At 70.8% G+C, this 20880-nt stretch carries 21 protein-coding genes and 1 riboswitch; of the genes, 5 read left to right on the forward strand and 16 right to left on the reverse strand.

Annotation, left to right across the window (positions count from 1 at the left end; translation table 11 throughout):
• Positions 1–26: 26 nt before the first annotated feature.
• The 10 genes from AB0F56_RS21055 to clpS all read right to left on the reverse strand — a co-directional run bounded on the left by AB0F56_RS21055 (position 27) and on the right by clpS (position 7713).
• On the reverse strand, positions 27–977 hold the full coding sequence (locus tag AB0F56_RS21055; protein ID WP_362011773.1) for a cysteine synthase: 951 nt from the start codon (positions 975–977) through the stop codon (positions 27–29).
• A gap of 5 nt (positions 978–982) precedes the next feature.
• Positions 983–1261 carry a MoaD/ThiS family protein gene (locus AB0F56_RS21060; RefSeq protein ID WP_362011776.1) on the reverse strand — a complete coding sequence of 93 codons (279 nt, stop codon included), beginning with the start codon at positions 1259–1261 and terminating at the stop codon, positions 983–985.
• Between the two features lie 110 nt (positions 1262–1371).
• On the reverse strand, positions 1372–1470 hold the full coding sequence (locus AB0F56_RS21065; RefSeq protein WP_361962636.1) for a putative leader peptide: 99 nt from the start codon (positions 1468–1470) through the stop codon (positions 1372–1374).
• A 44-nt stretch (positions 1471–1514) separates the two neighbouring features.
• Complete coding sequence (locus AB0F56_RS21070) at positions 1515–2303, reverse strand: ABC transporter ATP-binding protein (protein WP_362011778.1); 789 nt, start codon at positions 2301–2303, stop codon at positions 1515–1517.
• On the reverse strand, positions 2300–3376 hold the full coding sequence (locus tag AB0F56_RS21075; protein ID WP_362011997.1) for an iron ABC transporter permease: 1077 nt from the start codon (positions 3374–3376) through the stop codon (positions 2300–2302). Before AB0F56_RS21075 ends, AB0F56_RS21070 begins: the two co-directional genes overlap by 4 nt.
• A gap of 5 nt (positions 3377–3381) precedes the next feature.
• A complete protein-coding gene (locus AB0F56_RS21080; protein WP_362011779.1) occupies positions 3382–4356 on the reverse strand; it encodes an ABC transporter substrate-binding protein in 975 nt (324 codons plus the stop codon).
• A 57-nt stretch (positions 4357–4413) separates the two neighbouring features.
• Positions 4414–4488, reverse strand: a riboswitch (cobalamin riboswitch).
• A 31-nt stretch (positions 4489–4519) separates the two neighbouring features.
• A complete protein-coding gene (locus AB0F56_RS21085; RefSeq protein WP_362011782.1) occupies positions 4520–4948 on the reverse strand; it encodes a M67 family metallopeptidase in 429 nt (142 codons plus the stop codon).
• Between the two features lie 130 nt (positions 4949–5078).
• Positions 5079–6530: an amino acid permease gene (locus AB0F56_RS21090; RefSeq protein ID WP_362011784.1), complete on the reverse strand. Its 1452-nt coding sequence runs from the start codon at positions 6528–6530 to the stop codon at positions 5079–5081.
• Between the two features lie 293 nt (positions 6531–6823).
• Entirely contained in the window at positions 6824–7408 is a 585-nt protein-coding gene (locus AB0F56_RS21095; RefSeq protein ID WP_362011786.1) for a DUF2017 domain-containing protein, read from the reverse strand.
• Positions 7408–7713 carry an ATP-dependent Clp protease adapter ClpS gene (gene clpS / locus AB0F56_RS21100; RefSeq protein ID WP_352187447.1) on the reverse strand — a complete coding sequence of 102 codons (306 nt, stop codon included), beginning with the start codon at positions 7711–7713 and terminating at the stop codon, positions 7408–7410. Before clpS ends, AB0F56_RS21095 begins: the two co-directional genes overlap by 1 nt.
• Positions 7714–7826: 113 nt before the next feature.
• On the opposite strand from clpS, the gene AB0F56_RS21105 reads away from it, so the two are divergent.
• Complete coding sequence (locus tag AB0F56_RS21105; protein WP_362011789.1) at positions 7827–9155, forward strand: nicotinate phosphoribosyltransferase; 1329 nt, start codon at positions 7827–7829, stop codon at positions 9153–9155.
• A 163-nt stretch (positions 9156–9318) separates the two neighbouring features.
• Complete coding sequence (locus AB0F56_RS21110) at positions 9319–9906, forward strand: isochorismatase family protein (protein WP_362011792.1); 588 nt, start codon at positions 9319–9321, stop codon at positions 9904–9906.
• An 18-nt stretch (positions 9907–9924) separates the two neighbouring features.
• Here the strand turns inward: AB0F56_RS21110 and AB0F56_RS21115 are convergent, their stop codons facing one another.
• Positions 9925–10233 carry a hypothetical protein gene (locus AB0F56_RS21115; protein WP_362011794.1) on the reverse strand — a complete coding sequence of 103 codons (309 nt, stop codon included), beginning with the start codon at positions 10231–10233 and terminating at the stop codon, positions 9925–9927.
• 124 nt (positions 10234–10357) lie between these two features.
• Positions 10358–12802, reverse strand: coding sequence for an immune inhibitor A domain-containing protein (locus AB0F56_RS21120; protein WP_362011796.1), 2445 nt, complete (start codon positions 12800–12802; stop codon positions 10358–10360).
• Between the two features lie 351 nt (positions 12803–13153).
• On the opposite strand from AB0F56_RS21120, the gene AB0F56_RS21125 reads away from it, so the two are divergent.
• Positions 13154–13438, forward strand: a complete 285-nt coding sequence (locus tag AB0F56_RS21125; protein WP_362011798.1) for a hypothetical protein — start codon at positions 13154–13156, stop codon at positions 13436–13438.
• Between the two features lie 10 nt (positions 13439–13448).
• Here the strand turns inward: AB0F56_RS21125 and AB0F56_RS21130 are convergent, their stop codons facing one another.
• The gene (locus AB0F56_RS21130; protein ID WP_362011800.1) at positions 13449–14207 is read right to left on the reverse strand and encodes an RDD family protein; all 759 of its coding nucleotides are present in this window, start codon (positions 14205–14207) and stop codon (positions 13449–13451) included.
• Positions 14208–14286: 79 nt separating this feature from the next.
• The gene (locus AB0F56_RS21135) at positions 14287–15726 is read right to left on the reverse strand and encodes an RDD family protein (RefSeq protein ID WP_362011802.1); all 1440 of its coding nucleotides are present in this window, start codon (positions 15724–15726) and stop codon (positions 14287–14289) included.
• A 372-nt stretch (positions 15727–16098) separates the two neighbouring features.
• Between AB0F56_RS21135 and AB0F56_RS21140 the strand changes: the two genes are divergently transcribed.
• The gene (locus AB0F56_RS21140; protein WP_362011805.1) at positions 16099–16590 is read left to right on the forward strand and encodes an SsgA family sporulation/cell division regulator; all 492 of its coding nucleotides are present in this window, start codon (positions 16099–16101) and stop codon (positions 16588–16590) included.
• A 29-nt stretch (positions 16591–16619) separates the two neighbouring features.
• Here AB0F56_RS21140 and AB0F56_RS21145 read toward each other — a convergent pair whose 3' ends face one another.
• Complete coding sequence (locus tag AB0F56_RS21145; RefSeq protein ID WP_362011806.1) at positions 16620–17999, reverse strand: FAD-linked oxidase C-terminal domain-containing protein; 1380 nt, start codon at positions 17997–17999, stop codon at positions 16620–16622.
• Between the two features lie 98 nt (positions 18000–18097).
• Between AB0F56_RS21145 and AB0F56_RS21150 the strand changes: the two genes are divergently transcribed.
• A complete protein-coding gene (locus AB0F56_RS21150) occupies positions 18098–19633 on the forward strand; it encodes a tetratricopeptide repeat protein (RefSeq protein ID WP_362011808.1) in 1536 nt (511 codons plus the stop codon).
• 75 nt (positions 19634–19708) lie between these two features.
• On the opposite strand, the gene hppD is transcribed toward AB0F56_RS21150, so the two are convergent.
• Positions 19709–20854, reverse strand: a complete 1146-nt coding sequence (hppD, locus tag AB0F56_RS21155) for a 4-hydroxyphenylpyruvate dioxygenase (protein WP_362011809.1) — start codon at positions 20852–20854, stop codon at positions 19709–19711.
• Between the last annotated feature and the right edge of the window lie 26 nt (positions 20855–20880).

Genomic DNA, 20880 nt, shown 5'->3' on the forward strand with positions numbered 1-20880 from the left:
CGCCCGCGTCCTGAGAGACAGGGGCATCACGCCCAGAGCTGGCCCTGGACCGTCTCGATCGCCTCTTCCGTCGTCGCCGCCGTGTAGAGGCCCGTCGACAGGTACTTCCAGCCGCCGTCGGCGACCACGAAGGCGATGTCGGCGCTCTCGCCGGCCTTCAGCGCCTTCTGGCCGACGCCGATGGCCGCGTGCAGCGCCGCGCCCGTGGAGACGCCGGCGAAGATGCCCTCCTGCTGGAGGAGTTCCCGGGTGCGGGTGACCGCGTCGGCGGAGCCGACCGAGAAGCGGGTGGTGAGGACGGAGGCGTCGTACAGCTCGGGGACGAAGCCCTCGTCGAGGTTGCGCAGGCCGTAGACGAGGTCGTCGTACCGGGGTTCGGCGGCGACGATCTTGACGTCCGGCTTGTGCTCGCGCAGGTAGCGGCCGACGCCCATGAGGGTGCCGGTGGTGCCGAGGCCCGCCACGAAGTGGGTGATGGAGGGGAGGTCGGTCAGGATCTCCGGGCCCGTCGTGGCGTAGTGCGCGCCCGCGTTGTCCGGGTTGCCGTACTGGTAGAGCATCACCCACGTGGGGTTCTCGGCCGCGATCTCCTTGGCGACCCGTACCGCCGTGTTCGACCCGCCCGCCGCCGGGGACGAGATGATCTCGGCGCCCCACATGGCGAGCAGCTGGCGCCGCTCCTCGCTGGTGTTCTCCGGCATGACGCAGACGATGCGGTAGCCCTTGAGCTTGGCCGCCATCGCCAGCGAGATGCCGGTGTTGCCGCTGGTCGGCTCGAGGATGGTGCAGCCGGGGGTGAGCCGGCCGTCCTTCTCCGCCTGCTCGATCATGTGGAGCGCGGGGCGGTCCTTGACCGAGCCGGTGGGGTTGCGGTCCTCCAGCTTGGCCCAGATGCGGACGTCGTCCGACGGGGAGAGCCGGGGCAGGCGGACCAGGGGCGTGTTGCCGACCGCCGCGAGCGGGGAGTCGTAGCGCATGTGGATCAGACCATGCCGCCGGCCACGGCCGGCAGGATCGTGACGTTGTCGCCGTCGGTCAGCTTGGTGTCGATGCCGTCGAGGAAGCGGACGTCCTCGTCGTTGAGGTAGACGTTGACGAAGCGGCGCAGCTGGCCCTTGTCCACGATGCGGGCCTCGATTCCGGCGTGGCGCTTCTCCAGGTCGGCGAAGAGCTCGGCGAGCGTCCCACCGCTGCCTTCGACGGCCTTCTCGCCGTCGGTGTAGGTGCGGAGGATGGTCGGGATGCGGACCTCGATGGCCATGGCGTGGGCTCCTGTTTTCGGGAGTCGGGAGTGGCGTGAAAGGCGCGCGGCTCTGGGCCCCCGCGCGGGGTGGTGCTTCGTGGGGCGCTGGTCGGTACGAGCGCCCCCGCTCACATCGCGCTGGCGAGACGGCACAGGTCGACGTGCAGCCGCGCCACGAGCAGCGCGCTGCCCGGCGTCGTCACTTCGCTCACGTCGTGGGAAACCATGCGGTCATCGTATCGATTCCCGGTCCGGGTTCCGGAATGTGATCTCACATGGCGGACGGTTCGCGCTCGACTGGCGGACCGGGGACGTAGACGACGGTCGGTGTGCCGGTCCTCGGATGCGGGATGACCTCGGCTTCCACACCGTAGACGGTGGCAAGGAGGGCGGGGGTGAGGACCTCGGCGGGCGGGCCCTCGGCGACGACCCGGCCGCGTTCCAGGACGTACAGCCGGTCGCAGTAGGCGGCGGCGAGGTTGAGGTCGTGCAGGGCGAGGAGGTTGGTGGTGCCCAAGTCGCGGACGAGGCGGAGGACTTCGAGCTGGTAGCGGATGTCGAGGTGGTTGGTGGGCTCGTCCAGGACGAGGAGCGCCGGGTCCTGGACGAGGGCGCGGGCGACGAGGGCGCGCTGGCGTTCGCCGCCGGAAAGGGTGGGGTAGGGCCGGTCGGCGAGTTCGGCGATGCCGACGCGGGCGAGGGCGGCCTCGGCGCGGGTCCGGTCGGCGGCCGTGTCGCCCTCCCAGAAGCGCTTGTGCGGGGAGCGGCCGAGGGCGACCAGTTCCTGGACGGTCAGCTCGAATTCGGTGGAGCCGTCCTGCGGGACGGTGGCGATCCGGCGGGCGCGTGCCTTGGGGCCGAGGGTGGACAGGTCGTCGCCGTCGAGGAGGACGCGGCCCGCGGTGGGGGTGAGGGTGCCGTAGACGCAGCGCAGGAGGGTGGACTTGCCGCTGCCGTTGGGGCCGACGAGTCCGATGGTCTCGCCGGGGCGGGCGGTGAGGTCGGCGTCGTGCAGCCGTGTCTCGTACGAGACTCCCTGGACGCGTAGCTCGATGGTCACACCGGGCTCCCTTCCGCGCGGCGGCGCATGAGCCAGAGGAAGAAGGGGCCGCCGATGAGCGCGGTGAGGACGCCGACGGGGATGTCCTGGGGTGAGGCGACGGTCCGGGCGGCGAGGTCGGCCAGGATCAGGGCGAGCGCGCCGCCGAGCGCGGCGACCGGCAGGAGGCGGCGGTGCGGGGCGCCGACGGCCATCCGGGCGGCGTGCGGGACCATCAGGCCGACGAAGCCGACGGCCCCGCTGACGGAGACCATGACGGCGGTGACGAGCGAGGCGAGGACGAAGACGGCGGCGCGGAAGCGGGCGGTGTCCAGGCCGAGGGCGGTCGCGCCCTCCTCGCCGACGAGGAGCAGGTCGAGCGGGCGGGCGAGGGTGACGAGGAGTCCGGTGCCGAGGGCGACGACGATCGCGGGCAGGGCGAGGGAGTCCCAGCGGGCGGAGCCGAGGCCGCCGAGGGACCAGAACATCGCCTCCTGGAAGTGCTCGGGCCGCGCAGACAGGACGAGGAGCAGGGTGGTCAGCGCCGACAGGATGTAGGAGACGGCGACGCCCGCGAGGACGAGCCGGGCGCCGGTCATCGTGGAGCCTTGCCGGGCCAGGGCGTAGACCAGGACGAGGGCGAGCAGGGCGCCCGCGAAGGCCCCGGCCGGCATGGCGACGGTGGTGGTCACCCCGCCGCCGATGCCGAGGACCAGGACGAGGACGGCCCCACTGGACGCGCCGGAGGAGATCCCGAGGAGGAAGGGGTCGGCGAGCCGGTTGCGGACCAGGGCCTGCAGGACGGCGCCGACGACGGCGAGTCCGGCGCCGACGACCGCGCCGAGGAGCACGCGCGGCAGCCGGACGTCGAGCACGATCGTGCGGTGCGGGGACGGGGCGGCGCGGCCGGTGAGGATCTCGACGACCTGGCCCACGGGTATCCGTACGGAGCCGAGGGCGACCCCGGCGACGACGGCGACCGCGAGGGCCGCGAGGAGGCCGGCGACGACGAGCCCGTACGGGAGGGGGCGCCGGGCCCGGTCGGGCGCCGCCTTCGAGGTTTCAGGAGCCGGAGCCGTCGTCCGCCCCGTCACCGCCGTCACCGGTTCGGGTGGAGCTGGGCGGAGAGCTTGTCGACGGCGGCCGGGACGCGGACGCCGAGGACCGCGTCCGAGAGGGGCATGACGGCGAAGCGCTTGTTCTTGATCGCCGGGACGTCCTTGAGGGCGGGGTCGTCGAGGAGGCGCTTCTTCTTCTGTTCGACGGTCGTGGAGCCGTAGTCGTAGATGACGATCACGTCGGGCTTGCGGGCGACGACCTGCTCCCAGGTCGCGTCGCCGAAGGTCTTGTCCAGGTCGGCGAAGACGTTGCGGCCGCCGGCCCGGGTGATCAGCTCGTTGCCGATGCCCTTGCCGCCGGCGGTGAACGCGGTCTTGTCGCCGCTGTCGTAGACGAAGACCGACACCGGGGCGACCCCCTTGAGCCGCTTCTCGGTCGCCGCGACGGTCTTCTTCGCCTCGGCGGTCCAGTCGGCGCCGCGCTCGGGGACGCCGAAGGTCCGGGCGACCTCGTCGACCTCCTGGTACAGGTCGGCGAGGGAGGAGGCGCCCGAGGGGCAGTACTCCATGTTGAGGCGGCTCTCGATGCCCGACTTCTTCAGGTCGTCCCGGCCGCGGCCCGCCTTCGCGTCGAAGGCGCTGGCGTAACCCCCGTAGACGAAGTCGGGGTTGGCGGCGAGCAGGGCCTCCTTGGAGGGGTACTCCTTGGCGAGCACCGGCACCGCGTCGTAGGCCTTCTTGTACGCGGGCAGGATCTTGTCGTCCAGGTAGGCGGTGCCGGCCAGGGACTTCTCCAGGCCGAGGGCGAGCATGACCTCGGTGACGTGCTGGTTCATGGTCACGGCCCGCTTCGGCGGCGCCTGGAACGTCGTCTTCACACCGCAGTTGGAGACGGTGTACGGGAATCCCGGCGCGGACTTCCCCGAGGGAGCGGCCTGCTCCGCGGGGGCCGCGCAGGCGGCGAGCAGCGGGACGAGGGCTGCGGCGGGCAGCAGGGTACGGCGGGGCCAGGTCATGGCAATGCCTCCTCCGGGGATTTCCACGTCCCCAGTCGGTGGTGAGGGGCGGCAGGTCAGTTCCTGGCTCCCAGCGAGTGAACTCGCTGGTCACAGTGGCGGGACCGCGCCGGATTACGCACCGGCTTCCTGGGTCCTGCCGCCCTGGTGTCGGGTCAGTCTCTCAGGCGTCGTACGCCTCGACGACCTTGACCTCCTCCTCGGTCACCACGCCCTCGACGATCGTGTAGGAGCGGAACTGGAAGGGGCCCGCTCCGTCGGTGTCGGCGGTGGAGACCAGGACGTAGTGCGCGCCGGGCTCGTTCGCGTACGTGATGTCGGTGCGCGAGGGGTAGGCCTCGGTGGCGGTGTGCGAGTGGTAGATGATCACGGGCTCCTCGTCCCGGTCGTCCATCTCGCGGTAGAGCTTCAGCAGGTCGGCCGAGTCGAACTCGTAGAACGTGGGCGAGCGCGCCGCGTTCAGCATCGGGATGAACCGCTCGGGGCGGCCGCTGCCGGCGGGACCCGCGACCACGCCGCAGGCCTCGTCGGGGTGGTCCGCGCGGGAGTGTTCCACGATCTGGTCGTACAGGGCCCGGGTGATGGTCAGCATGGCGACAGGATAAGCATCGGATCAAGAGGGGCCGCGCGGAGCGCGTCAGGCAGGGTGGTGGTGGGCGACGGGTGGGCGGCCCCGTACCGAGGAGTGGTACGGGGCCGCCCGAATGCCGAGACGGGGTGGGTCAGGAACGCTTCACGAAGGCCGCGCCCTGCGGGTTGCGCGCCTTCAGGATCAGGTACGAGACACCCAGGATCAGGCCCCACAGCGGGGCGCAGTACAGCGAGATCCGCGCGTCCTTGTCGATGCCCATCATCACGATGACCATGCCGATGAAGGCGAGCGAGAAGAGGCTGAGCCAGATGCCGCCCGGGGCCTTGAAGGAGGACTGGGGCAGCTCGCCCCGGTCGGCCTTGAGGCGGAAGCGGACCTGGCAGACCAGGATCATGATCCAGGCCCACATGCCGGAGATGGTCGCGAAGGAGACGACGTAGTTGAACGCCTCGCCCGGCCACTGGTAGTTGATCCAGACGCCGACCATCATCAGCCCCGCCGAGAAGGACGTACCGACCAGCGGCAGGCCGTTCTTGGTGAGCTTGGTGAAGAACTTCGGGCCCTGGCCGTTGAGCGCGAGGTCGCGCAGCATGCGGCCGGTGGAGTACATGCCCGAGTTGCAGGAGGACAGCGCGGCGGTCAGCACGACGAAGTTCACGATCGCGGCGCCGATGCCGAGGCCCATCTTCTCGAAGGCCGCGACGAACGGGGAGATGCCCGGCTGGAAGTGGGTCCACGGGACGACCGACAGGATCATGATCAGCGCGCCGACGTAGAAGACGGCGATGCGCCACGGCACGGTGTTGATGGCCTTGGGCAGGACGGTCTTCGGGTCCTTGGACTCGCCCGCCGTGACACCGACGAGCTCGACGGCGAGGAAGGCGAACATGACCATCTGCAGGGTCATCAGGGTCGAGCCGATGCCCTTGGGGAAGAAGCCGCCCTCGGACCAGAGCAGGCTGATCGAGGCGGTGTCACCGGCGTCGGAGAAGCCGACGGTGAGGACACCGGCGCAGATCAGGATCATGCCGACGATCGCGGTGACCTTGACCATCGAGAACCAGAACTCGAGCTCGCCGAAGAGCTTGACGGAGATCAGGTTCGCGAGGAACAGGACCACTGTGAAGATCAGGGCGAAGACCCATTGCGGCTGATCGAGCCAGCCGTTCGCGTTCTTGGTCCAGTACTGCATGTACGCGGAGGCCGCGGTGACTTCGGTGATGCCGGTGACGACCCAGAAGAGCCAGTACGTCCAGCCGGTCACGAAGCCCCAGAAGGGGCCGATGAACTCGCGTGCGTACTCCGAGAAGGAGCCGGACACGGGCCGGTACATGAGGAGCTCGCCGAGCGCCCTCATGATGAAGAAGATGACGAGGCCCGCGATGGCGTACGCGAGGATCAGGCTCGGTCCCGCCTTGGAGATGCCCTTGCCCGCTCCGAGGAAGAGGCCGGTGCCGATGGCGCCGCCGATCGCGATCATCTGGATCTGGCGGGCGCCGAGTGCCCGGTGGTAACCCTCGCCGTCGGCGGGGTCCGCGGCCTCATTGCCGTCGTGCTGCTTGTCGACCTGCACTGAGGTCATGTTGATGCGCCTTTCTCCACGCTGATCCCCCCGGATATGGCTGGAGTGCTACCGGCGGTCAGCCGGCCAAGCGCCCTCGGGAACATGGGTGGCGTCCCCGAGTGGTCGTGAAGATTTATCACGGGGGAAACAGTGATCGAGGGGGGCGTTTGTGGCGCACGCCACAGGAAAAAGGGGCCAAAAGCCACTCAACAGGACCAGTAAGAACACTTTGGTGACGTATTCGTTATCCGGATTTGAGTGTCCGCTGAGCGAACGGCACGCTACCGATCGGTATCGGAGGGTGTCGCGTATCAGGCGCCGGACATCAGCGTCTCGACGAGCGACTCCTGGAGCGCGCCCAGCCAGAGGTACGCCATCACCATCGGCTTGCGCGGGTCGGAGTCGGGCAGCCGGTACAGCTCGCCGCTCTCGTCCTCGTCCGTCACTTCGAGGCGCGTGCCGATCGTCAGCCGCAGATCGTTGAGCGCGCCGAGCCAGGCCCGGGACTCGTCGGCGGTGAGCTTGAGGACCGCGCTGTCCTCGCCGGTGGGGGTGAGCCCGTCGAGGCTGCGGATCACCGTGAGGGCGTCCTGCCGCTTGCGGGAGCGCAGGTCGTTCTCGGTGAAGCGGCGGAAGTCGGCCGCCGCCGAGCGCAGCTCCTCGCTCTCGTCGGCGTACGCGTCGGGGAAGAGCCGCAGAAGCGCGGGGTCGCTCGGGGCCTCGCTCGGGCCCTCGGCGAAGAGCGCGGCCAGCGGGTCCTCGCCCTCGACGGGCTCGTCGCCCGGCCCGATCAGCTCCATGAGCTGGACGGCGAGGGAGCGCAGGATGGAGATCTCGACCTCGTCCAGTGCGACGGCGGCGCCGCCGCCGGGCAGGACCTCGAAGTGTCCGGCCATCAGCCGCGGTCCTGGGTGAGGGTCGCCCACAGTCCGTAGCCGTGCATCGCCTGCACGTCCCGCTCCATCTCCTCGCGCGTCCCGCTGGAGACCACGGCCCGGCCCTTGTTGTGCACGTCGAGCATCAGCTTGTGCGCCTTGTCCTTGGAGTAACCGAAGTACGCCTGGAAGACGTAGGTCACATAGCTCATCAGATTGACCGGATCGTTGTGGACGAGAGTCACCCACGGCACGTCCGGCTCCACGACGGCGAAGGTCTCTTCGGCCGATTCCGTGCGTTCGATCTCAATAGGCGCGACGCTCACTTACCCCATGCTGCCACCTCGGGAGGGGGGTCGCACAAACGGGTCAGCCCGCGCGACGCTCGAACGGAGGTAGAAATCGTCAAACTGACGATTTCTGCGGTAGCATCGCTGACATGAACGCTGCGGACCTTGGGCTCCCGGTGGACGTGCCGTCGACCGCGCTCTTCACCGACCAGTACGAGCTGACCATGCTCCAGGCGGCCCTCCGGGCCGGCACCGCCGAACGACGCTCCGTCTTCGAGGTCTTCACCCGCCGTCTGCCCGAGGGCCGGCGCTACGGCGTGGTGGCGGGCATCGGACGGGTCCTCGACGCCGTCGAGAACTTCCGCTTCGACGCCGACGTCCTCGGCTTCCTGCGGGAGCAGTCCATCGTGGACGAGCCGACGCTCAAGTGGCTGGCCGGCTACCGCTTCTCGGGTGACATCTGGGGCTACCCCGAGGGCGAGGTGTACTTCCCCGGCTCCCCGATCCTGCGGGTCGAGGGCTCCTTCGCGGAGTGCGTGCTCCTGGAGACCGTGATCCTCTCGATCCTCAACCACGACTCGGCCATCGCGGCCGCGGCCTCCCGGATGTCGGGGGCGGCCGGCGGGCGGCGGCTCATCGAGATGGGCGCCCGGCGCACCCACGAGCTGGCCGCCGTGGCCTCCGCCCGCGCCGCCTACGTCGGCGGCTTCGACTCGACCTCCGACCTGGCGGCCGGCTTCCGCTACGGCATCCCGACCGTCGGCACCTCCGCGCACGCCTTCACCCTGCTGCACGACAGCGAGCGGGACGCGTTCCAGGCCCAGGTGGAGACCCTCGGCCGCGGTACGACGCTGCTCGTCGACACCTACGACGTGGCCGAGGCCGTCCGTACCGCCGTCGAGGTGGCGGGCCCCGAGCTCGGTGCCGTGCGCATCGACTCCGGGGACCTGCTGCTCGTGGCGCACCGGGTACGGGCGCAGCTGGACGAGCTGGGCGCGACGAACACCAAGATCGTGGTCACCTCCGACCTGGACGAGTACGCCATCGCCTCGCTGGCCGCCGCGCCGGTCGACGCGTACGGGGTGGGCACCCAGCTGGTCACCGGCAGCGGGCACCCGACCTGCTCGATGGTCTACAAGCTGGTCGCCCGCGCCCAGTCGGCCGACCCGAAGGCGCCGCTGACCGCGGTGGCGAAGAAGTCGCTCGGCGGCAAGGCCTCGGTCGGCGGCCGCAAGTGGGCGGCGCGCCGGACGGACGCGGAGGGCGTCGCGGAGGCCGAGGTCCTCGGTACGGGCCCGGTGCCGCCGGAGCTCGCCGACCACCAGCTGCTCGTGGAACTGGTCAAGGGCGGCGACGTGGTGGCCCGGGAGCCCCTGGAGGCGGCGCGGGCGCGGCACATCGCGGCGCGCGCCGGGCTGCCGATGTCGGCGATCCAGCTCTCGCGGGGCGAGCCGGTGCTGCCGACGGAGTACGTGTAGCCCGTACGCGAGTACGTGTAGGGAGTACGTGTAACACCCTGCGAGGCCCCCTCCCGTAGGGAGGGGGAAGTCTCTAGGCTCGAAGCCATTCCCCCGCCCGACACCTCGCCCGACCCCGTTCGTCACCCACCTCCCGTCGCCGGCCCACCGAAGGACACCCGCCATGCACCGCGCATTGATCGTCGTGGACGTTCAGAACGACTTCTGCGAGGGCGGCAGCCTCGCGGTGACGGGGGGTGCGGATGTCGCCGCCGCCATCACCGACCTGGTCGGCGAGGCGGCCGGCGCCGCGTACCGGCACGTCGTGGCGACCCGCGACCACCACGTCGACCCGGGCGACCACTTCTCGGACGTGCCGAACTACGTGACGTCCTGGCCGGTGCACTGTGTGGCCGGGACCGAGGGCGTCGGCTTCCACCCGAACTTCGCCCCGGCGGTCGCCTCCGGCGCGATCGACGCGGTGTTCGACAAGGGGGCGTACGAGGCGGCGTACAGCGGCTTCGAGGGGCGCGACGAGAACGGCACGACCCTCGCGGAGTGGCTGCGGGCGCACGACGTAGCCGAGGTCGACGTCGTGGGCATCGCGACGGACCACTGCGTCCGGGCCACCGCGCTCGACGCGGCCCGGGAGGGGTTCCGTACGCAGGTCCTGCTCGACCTCACGGCGGGCGTCGCCAAGGAGACGACCGAGCGGGCTCTGGAGGAGCTCCGCGGGGCCGGGGTGGAGCTCACGGGCAAGCCCGTGGTCTGACATACCCCCCGGGTGCCCCTAGGAGGCCGTGGGCAGGGTCCGTATGGAGTGCCAGAGCTCCTGGGTCGTCGTGCCCGCCGCGGAGCGCCACAGCAGGCCGTCCGGGTGGTGCAGGACGGCGGTGATCTCGTCGGGGGTCGGGGGCTCCGCGTTGCCCCGGAGGTAGACCGCGCGCAGGCCCAGATTCCGCAGCCTGGTCAGGGCGCGGGCACGGTTCGCGGCGTGCACCAGGAAGCGGACGGTGACCCCGTCGCCGGCCGGGCTCGGAAGCCCTATCGCGACGACCACACTGCCACCTGGCAACTTGCAGAAGCCTCCACCGGGCATGCCGAAACCACTCCCCCTGTGCGTTTGCTGTCAATAAGAACTTGGTCAGACGCACCTAAACACGATCGGCCGCCGCCCGCTAGAGGGCGACGGCCGATCATGCTTTGACCTGCGGTTTTACTGATTACTTCGTGGACGGACCCACCTGGACGGTGATCGTCTCGCCGTTCTTCGGCTCCTTGACGACCGCGATCTTGGTGTTGGTGTCAGTTACCTTGACACCGGCCCGCTCGGTCTCCTGGTACCAGTACGTACCCTTCCGGTCGTCGAAGACCGGGTTGCCCGCCTGCGGCTTGATCGACGCCGGGGCGTCCGCGCTGTGCAGCGTGAAGCCGTCGGTGCGGTAGGTGCCGAAGGGCGCGTCGTGCGACTGGATGCGGTTGCGCATCAGGGTGCCGTTCGACCACTTCAGCGGCGTCGGGTGCGCGTCGACCGGGAGGACGAGGCCCTGACCCGGGTGGACGGCCGTGTTGTTGTCCTTCTGCGAGGTGTCCCACAGCCAGATCAGCAGGCCGTTCTGGTACGGGTAGTGCTCGACCCAGCTGGCCTTGTCACCCGTGAAACCGAAGTTGTACGGGCCGACCTTGAGGGTCGCGTCGTACGACACGTACTGGCGGTTCTCCGCGAGGTAGTACTGCTCGTACTCCTTCGTGAAGCCCTTGCCGATGCGCGAGAAACCCTTCGCCGTCCAGCCGTTGTCGCCGGCCTCGACGGTGTCCGAGAAGACCGGGGCGCCGTCGGCGGTCAGCGTGATGGCGTCGGCCGCGAAGCCCTTGCCGCCCGCGCCGCCGTCCGTCTGGTAGCGGAAGCGGAGGTCGAACTTCTTGCCCGCGTAGGCGTCCAGCGGGAAGACCAGCGGCTTGTACGCGCCGGAGACGTCGGTCAGCGCCGGGGCGCCGCTCGCGTCGCGCGGCAGCGGCTTGCCGTCCACCGTGCCGTCCAGGGCGGTCCAGTTGGCGCCGCCGTCCGTGGACACCTCGGTGTAGAGGTAGTCGTAGTCCAGCTCGATGTCGTACCAGCCCTTGAGCTCAAGGGTGGCCTTCGACTTGCCGGTCAGGTCGACCGAGCGGGTCAGGGTGTTCTTGAGGTCGTCACCCATGCCGCTCCACCACTGCGTGGCGCCCTCGGCGGGCGCGACGACCTCGGTGGTGACCTGCTTCTTCGGCAGCTCGACGACGAGCGCCTGCGGGTTCTTGGTGTTGTACTCGGCCACGCCCAGCTTGTGGGTGGACTTCGTACCGCGCTGCTCGTTGCTCACCTTGGTGTAGTTGAGCCAGCCGAGCTGCAGCTTGTCCCAGGCGGTCATGTCGCCGGGCAGGTCGCCGATGGACTCCTTGCCCCGGCCGAGCCAGGAGCCGGAGGACATCAGGGACCAGAAGCCGGTCGAGTTCTCGGCGCCGGGCTTGCCGGAGGTGTCGTACAGGTCCGGCAGACCGAGGTCGTGACCGTACTCGTGGGCGAAGACGCCGAGGCCGCCGTTCTCGGGCTGCATCGTGTAGTCGCCGACCCAGATGCCGGTCGAGCCGACCTGCGTGCCGCCGGACTTGTTGTTCGCCGGGCCGGTCTTGCCCGCGTCCGTGCCGTACGCGTACCAGCGGTGGGCCCACAGGGCGTCGCCGCCCTGGACGCCGCCGCCCGCCGACTCGTCCTCGCCCGCGTGGACGATCTGGAAGTGGTCGATGTAGCCGTCGGCCTCGTTGAAGTTGCCGTCGCCGTCGAAGTCGTACCGGTCCCACTGGTCGTACTGGGCGATGTCGGCCTTGATCTGGGCGTCGGTGCGGCCCTTGGCCTTCTGGTCGGCGGTCCACGCGGTGACACCGTCGCGGACGGCGTCCCAGACGTTGGCGCAGTTGCTGTTGCCGCAGTAGTTCGAGCCGTAACGGGCCTCGTTGTACTCGACCTTGACCCAGTCCGAGACACCGCCCTCGACCGAGTACCGGCCCGAGGAGGTCTTCTCGTAGTACGTCTTCAGGGACTCCTTCGGCTGGCCGGTCTTCTTGTCCTTGCCGGTGCCGAAGTACAGGTCCTGGAAGTGCTTCTGGTTGTAGTCCTTCTGCCAGGCCGTGGAGTTGTCCTTCGCACGGTCCGGCTCGGCTATCTGGTTGTGCAGCGGGCCGGGCGTGCCGCCGAACTTCGGCTTCGGCTCGGCGGTGTCGTCGTCGGCGCGGTCGACCAGCGTCGTGTTGTCGACCTTGTCGCCGAACTCGACCAGGATCGTGAAGATCTTGTCGGTCTTCTCGCGGCCCAGTTCGACGTACTTCTTGCTGTCGAGCTTGACGACCTGGGAGCCCCCGCGGCGCTCGACCTTGGACTCGCCGCTCAGCACCTGCTCCAGGGCGGCCTTGCGCTGCTGCTCCTGCTGCTTGCTGTACGGGCCCTCGAGGTCGTGGTCGACCGCGGTCTTGTCCACGCCGGCGCCCTGCGCCGGGTCGTGGCGCTCGATGGAGGCGGGTGCGCCCGGCCCCTTGTCATCGGCCCACGAGGTGGTGAAGGTCGAGGCGGTGGCGGCGGTGGCCGCGAGCGCCACGACGACTGCGGACGCTCTGATCGCCCGTCGTCTGTTGGTCACTTGATGTGTATCCTCCCCGGCGCCCCTCGGCCGCGGACCTGAGGTGGGGTGTCCGCAGGCGGGTACGCGCGTCACAAGTGACGACATTCGACCGGAGTTACTCCGGAAAAGACAGTCCTTGACTTGAACAGACCAACTGCACTATGCAGAAGTCGATTTCCGTTATCCGGACGGTCACCGGGCGCACCAGAAGGGGTCATTCGGGGAATCGATGACTCCATGCGCCCCCCGTGCACCCGCACCGTGGGTTAGGTCACGCTTACTACCCGTTTCGCTCGGGCATCCATCGACGTAGAGTCGCTCGGGAGTGCGACTGCGACCAGCCGATGCTTTCGAGGGACGGTACCCGTCATGCCGCGTCCGAACGCCGCACAGCTCGCCTACGGTTCGGCCACCGTCGTCTTCTCGACCGTCGCCCTGCTGTTGCTGTCCCGCACCACCGAAGCGCTCGGCATCGTCGTGATCAGCGCGGCCGGGCTGCTGCTCGGCGTGCTCGTCGCGACCATGCTGCCGGCCACGCACCGCCGCAGGGCCCCCGAGCCGGTGGCGCCCGCGGCCCCCAGGACGGACGAGATCCGGGTACCGGCCGTCCGCGTGGGTGCGGGGGCCGATACCCGGATCGGTTCGAGCTCGTAGCGCTCGTCCTCTACTGCGGCACGGACACCACCACGGTCTTCGCCGCCTTGTCGTGCAGACCCTGCTTGTAGGGCTTGTCGACCAGGATCAGGATGAGCAGGAGCAGCGGCCACAGGCAGGCGCAGCAGATCAGGGCCGGCAGCCACAGCACCACGGCCCGGATCAGCGAGGCGTTCGTCGGCGGCGTGGAGCCGTCGTTGAGCATCGCGACCCGCAGCTTCATCCACTTCTTGCCGAGCGTCTGGCCCTTCTTCGCCGTCATCAGGGTGTCGTAGGCGACGTACGCGACGATGGTGATCAGCTGGAAGACCAGGCCGCTGCCCGTGCTGGTCGCGGTGATCGCGTCCCCGAAGTCGTCGCTGCTGTCGGTCGCCCGGTCGTAGACGTCGAACGGGATGCCGATGATGGCGAGCGGGATGGCGATGAGCAGCCAGTCCATGATCCTCGCGAGAATGCGCTTACCGGAGTCGGCGAGCGGCGGCATCCCGGCGAGCGGATCCGCACCGCCGTAGCCGCCACCGCCGCCGTAGGGCTGACCGTACGGCGGGGGCGGCGGCGGAGCGTTGTCGTACGGCGACCCGGGCGGGGGTCCGCCGGGCGGCGGGCCACCGGGGGGCGGGCCGCCCGGTGGCGGCCCTTCGGTGGGAGGCGGCTCGCTCCCGTACGGAGACCCCGCCGACGGCGGCGTGGGCTCCTGCGGCTCCTTGGGCCTCTTGAGGAACGGGTCGTCCTCGGGCCGCTCACCGGGCGTCGGCTGATCGTTGCTCATGTGGGCAGTGCATCCCGGGCGGCGGGCGCCCGCAAGGAATCGCAGCCCGTTCGAGGGACCGCCGGGCGGGTACGAGCGCCTAGCCGGCCACGAAGGTGCGGGCCGCCTTGTCGTGCCAGCACTGGCGCCACGGGCGGTCGAAGAGACACCAGAGGACGTTGAGGACGCCGAGCACCAGGAGCCCGAGGACGCTGTAGACGAGCCAGCGGCGCAGGGCCGCGCCGAAGGTCGGCGGCTCGTGCGCCTCGATGTCCCGTACCTGGAGACCGCAGAGCTTCTTGCCGAGCGTACGGCCCCACTTGGCGGTGGGCAGCGCCTCGTACAGGACGCCGAGGACGAGGAGGGCGCCGAGCGCGATCCCGAAGTTGACGGAGGTCGTACCGTCCAGGAGCCAGACCTGGACGGTGACACCGGACTGCTTCGCCGCCTCGATCTTGGCGTCGATGTGGTCGAGCGCGGCGGTGACGAAGGGGAACGCCGCCGCGCCCGCGAGGGCGCCGAGCACGAGCATGTCGATGAAGCGGGCGACCAGGCGCTTGCCGAGTCCGGCCGGACGCGCGGCCGCCTGGGCCCGGGCCGCCTGCAGGAACGGGTCCTCGACGGGCGGCTTCCAGGGCACGACGGGCGGCTCGCCCACGCCGGAGGCGGCTGCCGGGGCGGGGGTGGGCGCGGGCTGCGCGAGCTGCTGCACCTGCTGCGGCCACGAGGCGGCGCCACCACCGGGGCCGGTGGCGACGGGGGCGGGTGCCGGTGCGGGCGTCGGTGCGGGGGCCGGGGTCGGCGCGGGTGCCGGTGCCGGTGCCGGGGTGGGAACGTGCGGGAGCGGGGCCGCGGGCGGGGTCGTGGCCTGCGGGACCTGCGGGGCCTGTGCGGCGTGGGGGCCGGGGGCGGCGGCCTGGGGGCCCTGCGCGGGCGGGGCGGCCTGCGCGCGGATCGTCATCGTGCCCTCGGGGACGGCCGCGTTCGGCCGGCGTACGCCGGGGAGCGCACCGCCCGTCGGGTCGGGCGACGGCGACGCCGGGGTCACCGGCATCCCGCCGAGCCGGGCCTGCGGCCCGGGGTCGGCCGCCAGGCGGGGGTCCCGCGCACCGGGGACCGGACCTGCGGACGCGGCGGCGGCCGGACCGGTCGTCGGCGACGGCTCGGGCGCGCCCCAGGAGACCTTCTGGTCACGGTCGCCGCCGAAGCCCGTCTGCCGGGAGACGTCCGCCTGCCAGGCGGAGGCCGGCTCGGGCTCGGGCGCGGCGGGCTCCTCGTCGAAGAAGACGGGTCCCGTCTCCTCCACCGCGGGCACGGCGGGCACCACGGGCGCGGGCGACGGGTTCGGCACCAGCGCCGGTCCCGCGGGCGCGGCCGCGACCGGGGCGGCCGGCGGGAGTTCGCCGTCCTTGGGCGCGGGTCGACTCGTCCCGGGTACCCAGGCGCCCCCGTTCCAGTACCGGATGTATCCGGGAATGGAGGGGTCCGGGTAGTACCCGGCCTGCGGGACCTCCCCGCCGGCTCCAGGAGGAGTAGCCACTGCCCCGACTCCGTTCCGTGACGACGCTTCTACGACTCAGGGCCCTCGGCCCAAGGAGGACAGTAACGAAGAACGGCGCCGCAAGAAGAAAGAGGCCACGAGAAACCCGCCTTCGAGCGACATACCCACAGAACCCGCGACTCACCGTCACGTTCAGGCCGACGATCCCCGGCCGAGAAGCCTCGCCGAGCCCCGCCGAGCACCCGCCGAGCCCGAGCCGATCCTTCTCCGGCCCCTCGCCGACCACTCTCCCGAGGCCCCCGAAAAATCTCCTCGAAAAACTCTCCCGAAGTCGCGTAATGACCGGCGGCCACCCCGCTCTCTCCCTGTGCGGGCCCACCCGGGGCCCCACACCGGAGAGGACGTACCGCCATGCAGAACACCGAGAACACCGTCGTCGAGCGCGAGCTGGAGCTGAAGCTGGTGCTCTCCCCCGAGCGCTCCATCCCCGTCCCGGCCCGCCTCGCCTTCCGTACGGACGACCCGTACGCCGTCCACATCACCTTCCACGTCGGTTCGGAGTACCCGGTCAACTGGACCTTCGCCCGCGAGCTGCTCGTCGAGGGCATCTTCCGGCCCTGCGGCCACGGGGACGTGCGGATCTGGCCCACGAAGGTCGACGGCCGCAACGTCGTCCTGATGGCGCTCTCCTCCCCCGACGGCGACGCGCTCCTTGAGGCACCCTCCGCGCAGGTGTCCGCCTGGCTGGAGCGGACCCTGCGCGCCGTCCCGCCGGGCACCGAGTCCGAGCAGCTCGGCATCGACGACGGCCTGGCCGAACTGCTCGCCACCACCTCGGTCGCCGACGACCTGTGGCTGCGGGACCCGTGGCCGTCGGACGAGTCGCAGGACGGTGAGGCGTGAACCGACGGGCGACGAGGACTCGACGACGGTCAGAAGAGCTTTCCCGGGTTCAGGATCCCGAGCGGGTCGAAGGTGTTCTTGATACCCCGCTGCATCTCCACCCCCACCGGCCCCAACTCCCGCGCCAGCCACTCCTTCTTCAGTACTCCCACACCGTGCTCGCCGGTGATCGTGCCGCCCAGCTCCAGGCCGAGCGCCATGATCTCGTCGAAGGACTCCCGCGCCCGGCGCGACTCGTCCTCGTCCGCGTGGTCGAAGCAGACGACGGGGTGGGTGTTGCCGTCGCCCGCGTGGGCGCAGACGCCGATCGTCAGGTCGTACTTGGCGGCGATGGCGGCCGTGCCGTCGAGCATCGCGGCCAGCTTCGTACGCGGTACGCACACGTCGTCGATCATCGTCGCGGACTTGACCGTCTCCAGCGCGGTGAGCGACAGACGACGGGCCTGGAGGAGCAGTTCGGACTCGGCGGCGTCCTCCGCCGGTACGACCTGGGTGGCCCCGGCCGCCGTGCACAGCTCCCCGACGGCGGCCAGATCGGCAGCCGGGTCCGGGGTGTCGAAGGCGCACAGGAGGAGCGCCTCGGTGGTGTTGGGCAGCCCCATGTTCGCCAGCTTGTTGACGGCGCGGATGGTGGTGCCGTCCATCAGTTCGAGCAGGGACGGCGTATGGCCGCGCTCCATGATCGCGCAGACGGCCTCGCAGGCGGCCGCCGAAGAGGGGAACTCGGCGGCCAGCGCGAGCTGTCGCGGCGGTCGTGGGCGGAGCGCCAAGGTCGCCCCGACAACGATGCCGAGACTGCCCTCGGAGCCGACGAAGAGCCGGGTCAGGTCATAGCCGGCGACGCCCTTGGCGGTGCGCCGGCCGGTGGAGAGCAGCCGCCCGTCGGCGAGGACCACGTCCAGGCCGAGGACGTACTCCGCCGTCACCCCGTACTTCACACAGCACAGACCGCCGGAGGCGGTGCCGATGTTGCCGCCGATCGTGCACATCTCCCAGCTGGAGGGGTCCGGCGGGTAATAGAGGCCGTGTTCGTCGACGGCCCGGGACAGGACGGCGTTGACGACGCCCGGTTCGACGACGGCGATCCGGTCGACCGGGCTGATCTCCAGGATCCGGTCCATCTTGACCAGGGACAGCACGATGCAGCCGTCGGAGGCGTTCGCGGCGCCGGACAGGCCGGTGCGCGCGCCCTGCGGGACGACCGGGACGCGCAGCGCGGTCGCCGTGCGCATGACGTGCTGGACCTGCTCGACGGTGCGCGGGAGCACCACGACGGCGGGGTCGCCGGCCGCGCAGAAGCTCGCCATGTCGTTCGCGTAGGAGGCGGTGACGTCCGGGTCGGTGATCAGCGCCTCGGCGGGAAGGCCCGCACGCAGGTCCGCGTGGAGCCGCGTCAGAAGATCGTCCATGCGTCCAGCGTGGCACTCGGGGCCATCGGTGTGAACCCGCCGCCGTGGACCTTCGTGTGCTCTTCGTACAGGGGGCGTACGGGCGCACAGTGAGCGGCATGAAGACGGAGAACGTGTCGCGGTCGGTCCTGGCCGCCGGGGTGGGCGCGGTGCTCGCGGCGACGGCACTGCTCTACGCCCCCGATCTGGCACCCGGTCTGTTCGGCGGGGGTCCGCAGCGCCCGCCTGGCCCCGCCGACCGCGCGGTCCTCGCGGCGAACGCGGGGGCGCAGGCCTCCCTGCCCGATCTGGCCGCGCTGATCGGCGACCGGGAGAAGTGGCTGAAGGACCATCCGGCGGACGAGGAGTCATGGGCCGTCCTTGGGGCGGCGTACACGGAGCGGGGCGCGCGGCTCGCCGACCCGGCGTACTTCCCGCGCGCCGAACAGGCCCTGAAGCGCTCGTTGGAGGTCCGGCCCGCCGCGCACGGGAACCTCGACGCGCAGCTGGGTCTCGGCGCCCTGGCGAACGCGCGGGGCGACTGGCGGACGGCCCGCACCTGGGGCGAGGCGGTCCGCAAGAAGGCCCCGAAGCGCTGGTCGGCGTACCCGGTGCTGATCGACGCGTACAACGGGCTCGGCGACTACAAGGCCGCGCAGAAGGCCCTGGCGACCCTGGAGGAGCTGCACTCGGGCGCGGCGGTGAGCGCGCGGACGGCGCAGACGTACCGCAACCGGGGCTGGCGCGAGGACGCCGCGGCGACGGCGGACAAGGCGGTCGCGCAGGCCGAGTCCGCCACGGACAAGGCGGCCGCGGTCGCGCGGCTCGCGGATCTGGAGTGGGAGCGGGGCGAGCCTGCGGAGGCGGTGGACCAGTACGGGAAGGCGCTGCGGCTCGTACCGGACCACGGCCCGTCGCTGGCCGGGCGGGCCCGGGCACTCGCGGCGCTCGGCCGCACGGAAGAGGCGATGGTCGACTACCGGACCGCCCTGACCCTGCTGCCGCGCGCCGAGTACGTCCTGGAGGCGGGCGAGTTCTACGCGTCGCTGGGCCTCGACGGGGACGCGCGGAGCCAGTACGAGCTGCTGCGGACGCGGACGTGGGTGGGCGCGGAGGTGGTCCTCGGCCTCTTCGAGGCGGACCACGGCGACCCGGCGGCCGCGGTACGGCGGCTGAAGGCGGAGTGGGCGCGCGGGCACCGGTCGGTGCAGGTGGCGGACGCGCTGGGATGGGCACTGTTCCGGTCGGGGGAGCCGAAGGAGGCCCTCGAGTACGCGAAGAAGGCCACGGACGAGGGGCTGCGCAGCGCGCTCTTCTCGTACCACCGGGGCGAGATCGAGCGGGCGGTGGAGGCGTACGGCCCGGCCCGCCGCCATCTGGCGGAGGCCCTCCGCATCAACCCGGACTTCTCGCCCCTGCTTGCCCCGAAGGCCCGCGAGGCGGTGAAGACTCTCGGCGACCCGCCGGACGAACTCCCGAAGGAACTCCGCCCGGAGCCGGAGCCGACGGCCGAGCCGTCCAGGACGGCGAAGGCCGTGAAGGCCGAGGCGAGGACGTCGAAGGCCGACGCGCAGGCGGACGCGAAGGCGGAGGCGAAGGCCGACTCCCGGGCGTCGGCGTCCCGGGAGACCCCGGCGCCCCGGCAGCCGAGGTAGCCACACGGTTGTGGGCAGTCGTTCCTCCCCCGAAGAACGACTGCCCACGAAGGGGGTCGCGGGACTGGCGGCGGACTACAGGTTGCCGCGCTTCTCCTGCTCGCGCTCGATCGCCTCGAAGAGGGCCTTGAAGTTGCCCTTGCCGAAGCCCATGGAGCCGTGGCGCTCGATCATCTCGAAGAAGACGGTCGGGCGGTCCTGGACCGGCTTGGTGAAGATCTGCAGCAGGTAGCCGTCCTCGTCGCGGTCGACGAGGATCTTCAGCTCGCGCAGGGTCTCCACGGGCACGCGGGTCTCGCCCGCCCACTCGCCGAGGGTGTCGTAGTACGAGTCCGGGGTGTCGAGGAAGGACACGCCCGCCGCCCGCATCGAGCGCACGGTGGCGACGATGTCGTTCGTGGCCAGCGCGATGTGCTGGACGCCCGCGCCGCCGTAGAACTCCAGGTACTCGTCGATCTGCGACTTCTTCTTCGCGATCGCCGGCTCGTTGATCGGGAACTTCACCTTGAGGGTGCCGTCGGCGACGACCTTGGACATCAGCGCCGAGTACTCGGTCGCGATGTCGTCGCCCACGAACTCCTTCATGTTCGTGAAGCCCATGACCTTGTTGTAGAAGCCGACCCAGTCGTTCATCTTGCCGAGCTCGACGTTGCCGACGCAGTGGTCGATCGCCTGGAAGGTGCGCTTGGCCGGCGGCTCGACGATCGGGTTGGCGGCGACGAAGCCCGGCAGGTAGGGGCCGTCGTAGCCGGAGCGCTCGACGAGGGTGTGGCGGGTCTTGCCGTACGTGGCGATGGCCGCGAGGACGACGGTGCCGTGCTCGTCCTTGACCTCGTGCGGCTCGGTGATGCCGGTGGCGCCGTGCTCGACGGCGTAGGCGTACGCGGCGCGGGCGTCGGGCACCTCGATCGCCAGGTCGACGACGCCGTCGCCGTGCTCGGCGACGTGCTCGGCGAGGAAGCGGCCCCGGTCGGTGGAGACCTTGATGACGGAGGTGAACACGAAGCGGGCGGCGCCGTTCGTCAGGACGTAACTCGCGGTCTCGCGGCTGCCGTTCTCCGGTCCGGAGTAGGCGACGAGCTTCATGCCGAAGGCGGTGGAGTAGTAGTGCGCGGCCTGCTTGGCGTTGCCGACGGCGAAGACGACCGCGTCCATTCCCTTCACGGGGAAGGGGTCGGCCTGCCGCGCGGTGGAGGGCGTGTGATCGATGGTCTCAGTCATGACGGCAGAGTCCCGCCGATCGGCAA

The organism is Streptomyces sp. NPDC026092, assembly GCF_040638605.1.
Taxonomy (GTDB): Bacteria; Actinomycetota; Actinomycetes; order Streptomycetales; family Streptomycetaceae; genus Streptomyces.